At 63.5% G+C, this 4,252-nt stretch carries 4 protein-coding genes and 1 pseudogene; 4 read left to right on the forward strand and 1 reads right to left on the reverse strand.

All coding sequences use genetic code 11. The annotated features are described in order from the left end of the window. The 4 genes from ACODSO_RS28965 to ACODSO_RS28980 form a co-directional block, all read left to right on the forward strand. Positions 1-798: NAD(P)/FAD-dependent oxidoreductase (locus tag ACODSO_RS28965; RefSeq protein WP_489040051.1), on the forward strand; the 798-nt coding region annotated here is incomplete at its 5' end. Between the two features lie 69 nt (positions 799-867). Beyond that, positions 868-1,608, forward strand: a complete 741-nt coding sequence (locus ACODSO_RS28970) for a transglutaminase-like domain-containing protein (RefSeq protein WP_032370982.1) — start codon at positions 868-870, stop codon at positions 1,606-1,608. A gap of 396 nt (positions 1,609-2,004) precedes the next feature. Beyond that, positions 2,005-2,841: an SDR family oxidoreductase gene (locus ACODSO_RS28975; RefSeq protein ID WP_032364247.1), complete on the forward strand. Its 837-nt coding sequence runs from the start codon at positions 2,005-2,007 to the stop codon at positions 2,839-2,841. A gap of 46 nt (positions 2,842-2,887) precedes the next feature. Further along, the gene (locus ACODSO_RS28980; RefSeq protein WP_032382558.1) at positions 2,888-3,952 is read left to right on the forward strand and encodes a BtrH N-terminal domain-containing protein; all 1,065 of its coding nucleotides are present in this window, start codon (positions 2,888-2,890) and stop codon (positions 3,950-3,952) included. A 55-nt stretch (positions 3,953-4,007) separates the two neighbouring features. Here the strand turns inward: ACODSO_RS28980 and ACODSO_RS28985 are convergent. Continuing rightward, positions 4,008-4,127: pseudogene (locus tag ACODSO_RS28985) on the reverse strand (transposase); the annotation flags it as partial. Between the last annotated feature and the right edge of the window lie 125 nt (positions 4,128-4,252).

Consider the following 4,252-nt stretch of genomic DNA (forward strand, 5'->3'; position numbering starts at 1 on the left):
CGTATGGCCACCGGCCCTGGCCAGCGGGTGGTGATCGTCGGAGGCGGCTACATCGGACTCGAGACAGCGGCATCGCTGCGCGCACTGGGCGTACAGGTCACAGTCCTCGAGGCAACTGGGCGTGTGCTCGAGCGGGTCACTGCTCCCGAGGTATCGACGTTCTTCGAGCGGATACATCGCGAACAGGGAGTCGACATCAGAACGAACGCGATGGTTCAGGGCCTGTCCGGTGACCGTGAGGTTCGTGAAATCACCTTGGCCAGCGGAGAATCGATCCCCGCAGATCTGGTCATCGTCGGTGTCGGCGTCGAGCCGAACACCGACCTCGCCGCCGATGCGGGTCTTGTCATCGACAACGGCATCGTGATCGACGATCACACTCGGACCAACGACCCCGACATCATGGCGGCGGGGGACTGCGCGAGCCACGACATGGCCCGTTACGGCCGTCGACTACGGTTGGAGTCCGTCTCGAGCGCAGGAGAGCAGGCCAAAGTCGCTGCGTCGACCGCCTGCGGGAAGTCCAGAAAAATCGAAGCGTTGCCGTGGTTCTGGTCGGATCAGTATCACTTCAAGCTGCAGATCGCCGGCCTCAACACTGGATACGACGAAGTGGTTCTCAGCGGTGACCCCACCCGCGACAGTGATTTCAGTTGCTTCTATCTCCAGGCCGGTGAGCTCATTGCCGCCGACTGCATAGGTCGCCCGCGCGAGTTCATGTACAGCAAACGGGTGATCGCCCAGCGACTCCCCGTCCAACGCGAAGACCTGATGCTCGGCGGACTCGCGCGCAACTGACCGATCCTTCGGTCGTTGTGCACACAACAGCAACCGGTTTGCTCAGAGAAGGGAACATCAGCGATGACCATGACAGACCGCCCGCCCGGAGCACATACTACGCAGCCACCACACGCATACCTGGGAGCAACGGACTTCCTCGACATCGAGCACGAATCCGTGCGGGCGTTCACCGCCGCGGCAATCGGAGATGCGAGCAGCGACCGTGACAAGGCCAGACGCCTCTTCGCCGCCGTCCGCGACCGAATCTGGTACGACCCATACACCGTGTCGGACGATCCGGCCCACTATCGAGCGAGCTTCGTCCTCGAGGCCGGGCGCGCTTACTGCGTCCCGAAGGCGGTGCTGTTGACCGCAGTGTGCCGGGCGGCGGGTATCCCAGCACTGCTCGGCTTCGCCGACGTCCGAAATCACCTGCAGACCGAGACGTTGCGCACGCTGATGGGCGGCACCGACCTGTTCGTCTACCACGGCTACAGTCGCCTCTACATCGAGGGCCGGTGGTTGAAGGCCACGCCGGCATTCAATGTCGAGTTGTGCGCTCGTTTCGGCGTGCCGCCAGTGGAATTCGACGGCGATCGCGATGCTCTCATGCATGCCTTCACCGCAGACGGAGCCCAGCACATGGAGTATGTCCGCGAGCGAGGAGTCTTCGACGACCTACCCTTGAACGCGATCTTGACGGTGCTTCGGCACGCCTACGGCCCCACGATCTTCACGGGCGCTCACCCACTCGATGATGTTTTCACCGGCCGCACCCGGCCGGACGAAACTCCCGGGGATCGAAACCTTCCGCGGGAGTCTCGATGAACACAAGCGGTGAGAACATACGCGCCGAACCCCGTATCGCGGCCGACTGCCGATCGGTCGGAGCTCTCTCCGCGAACAATCGCGATCGTGAACACTCGGACCGCCTCGGACACCTTCGAATCGGGTGAGCCGATACCTGCTGGCAGAGCTGTGCCACATGACTGTCTCGTCGCCGCGGCCGTGGTAAGGCCGACACCGGAAGTTGCACCGAACAGACGAGACTCGCTCTGCCGCTGGAATTGCGGCTGCGGGCGATGAACGACCGATCCGAACGCCTCCCCGGGCACGAGACGACGCGCGATACCCATATCCCTCTCCCGTGTGCGCAGCCGCTACCGCGAGAGCGGGCCGACAGGCGTCTACCGATGTCTCTCATCTATGCAAGGAGCGCAGCAGATGACAAACAACGCACCTCACACCCCCGCCAGGACCGTGGCGATCACAGGTGGAGCTCGCGGCATCGGCTATCAGACAGCGAAGGAGTTGATTCGACGAGGCCACCGGGTCGCCATCGGCGACATCGACGAGGCACGTGCGAAGGAGGCCGCCGCCGAACTCGGGGTGAAGGTCGTCACCCGACTCGACGTCACCGAACCTGACTCGTTCACAACGTTTCTGGACCTGGTCGAACGTGAACTCGGACCCCTCGACATCCTGATCAACAACGCGGGCATCATGCCTACCGGCCACGCCCACGAAGAGGACGATGCAGTAACCCGGCGTCAAGTCGAGATCAACGTCCTGGGTGTCATCTTCGGGACCAAACTGGCTCTTCAGCGCATGCTGCCGCGCCGCACCGGACACATCATCAACACTGCGTCATTGGCCGGCGAGCTCGCGGTACCTGGTTTGGCGACCTACTGCGCTACCAAGTTCGCAGTCATCGGATTCACAGAGGCCGCACGACTGGAGTACCGCAAGTCAGGGGTTCGACTGTCCACAGTCCGCCCGACGTTCACCAACACCGAACTCGTCGCCGGAACCGCCGGCGCAAAGGGATTACGCAACGCCGAGCCGGAGGAAATCGCCCGCGCGACAGCAGATCTGATCGAGAATCCACGCCCCTTCGTCCGCGTCACCCGTCTCGCAGGCGCAATGGTCGCGGCGGTGAAATTCGTCCCCCGGCGGCTGGCGACCGGACTGGGTGCGGCCCTGAACACAGATTCGGTGTTCCTCGCGGACGTCGACATGACTGCTCGCCGAACGTATCTCGACAGAATCCAGAACAGCTGAGCATGCCGACACGCGCGCTCGACCAACCACCCGAAAGGCAGCCACAGTGACCCCCACGACTCTGATCGAGAACTATCCCCACCGGATGGGAGGGCACTGCGGGTCAGGTGCAATGCGAGACCTTCTCCAGTGGCACGGTCTGGGATGGGACGGACCACCCGACGAGGGGTTGGTGTTCGCACTGGGTGGTGATCTCGGTTTGTCCTACCTGCGATCGGACGACCTGGTCCCACCGATGTACCTGGTCGGCCGCGGTGCCGACTTCGAGATCGACTTACCGCGCAGGCTCGGCGGACAAGTCGAGGTTCTCACGACCGACGATCCCGGTGAGGGATGGTCATGGGTTCGCGACGACATCGATGCGGGAAGACCCAGTCTGGTCTGGGCCGATATCGCTGAGCTGCCCTACTTACGGGTGAAACTGCAGATGAGTCGCCACGACATCGTGGTGATCGGCTACGACGAGATCGGGGGGACTGCCTCGGTCGTCGACAACGATCGGGCCGACGTGCAGAAGATCCCGCTCGACGCGCTGGCTCGGGCGCGATCTTCCACCTCGTTCCCGCAACCGACACGTCACTGCACGTACCGAATCACGTGGCCGCAGACACTGCCGCCCGTGTCGACTGCCGCGGCCGCGGCCTTCGCCCGATCCGCCGCCAGCATGCACGCCCCATCGACACCGGGAATAGCCGACCACATACCAGCAGCCGGTGCCGACGGTTTGGCCGCGGTCGACCAGCTGGCAACCGACGTCAAGAGCTGGGTCGACCTTCCGCCCGATGACCTCGAGACGCTGCTGTTCAGTCTCGGTATCTTCATCGAAAAGGCCGGAACCGGAGGCGGGCTCTTTCGTCGGCTTCTCGCCGACGGCTGTACCGAGATTGCACGTCTGACCGGTGATCCCGCTACCGCAGACCTCGCGGTGGCCGCCGATCACTGCGCCCAGGCCTGGACCGAAACTGCCCGCGCCGGAACACAACGCGGTCTCGATGTACGAACACGCGCAGCTGCGGTGGCCGTGTCGGCTGCCAGACTGTCGGAACTCGAGCTGATCCTGGTGGAGTCCCTGGAGTCTGCTTCACGCTCGCTGTCCGCCATCACGAGATGATGCCCACCGTCGTTCGATGGCGCGCGGTACACGGGGCGCATCGCACTGTGCTGCAGCTGTCGTCGCCGACACCGTACGCCCTGGCGACCTCACTGATCGGCTTGGAAGAGTCGATGACCTCTCGGCACAGTTCGTCTTTGAACTCGGTGCTGAAAGATCGACGCGATCTGCTCATGCTTGTAGATCCCTATTCCAAGCGGGTCTAGTGTCCGAATCCCTGGGCCGATCAGATCACGACGCCAGCCACTGGGCTGCGGGGTGGATGACCCTCATCTGCAACCTCGCCGACGTTTTCAACGC

The sequence above is a fragment of the Rhodococcus sp. FG69 genome (assembly GCF_057808915.1).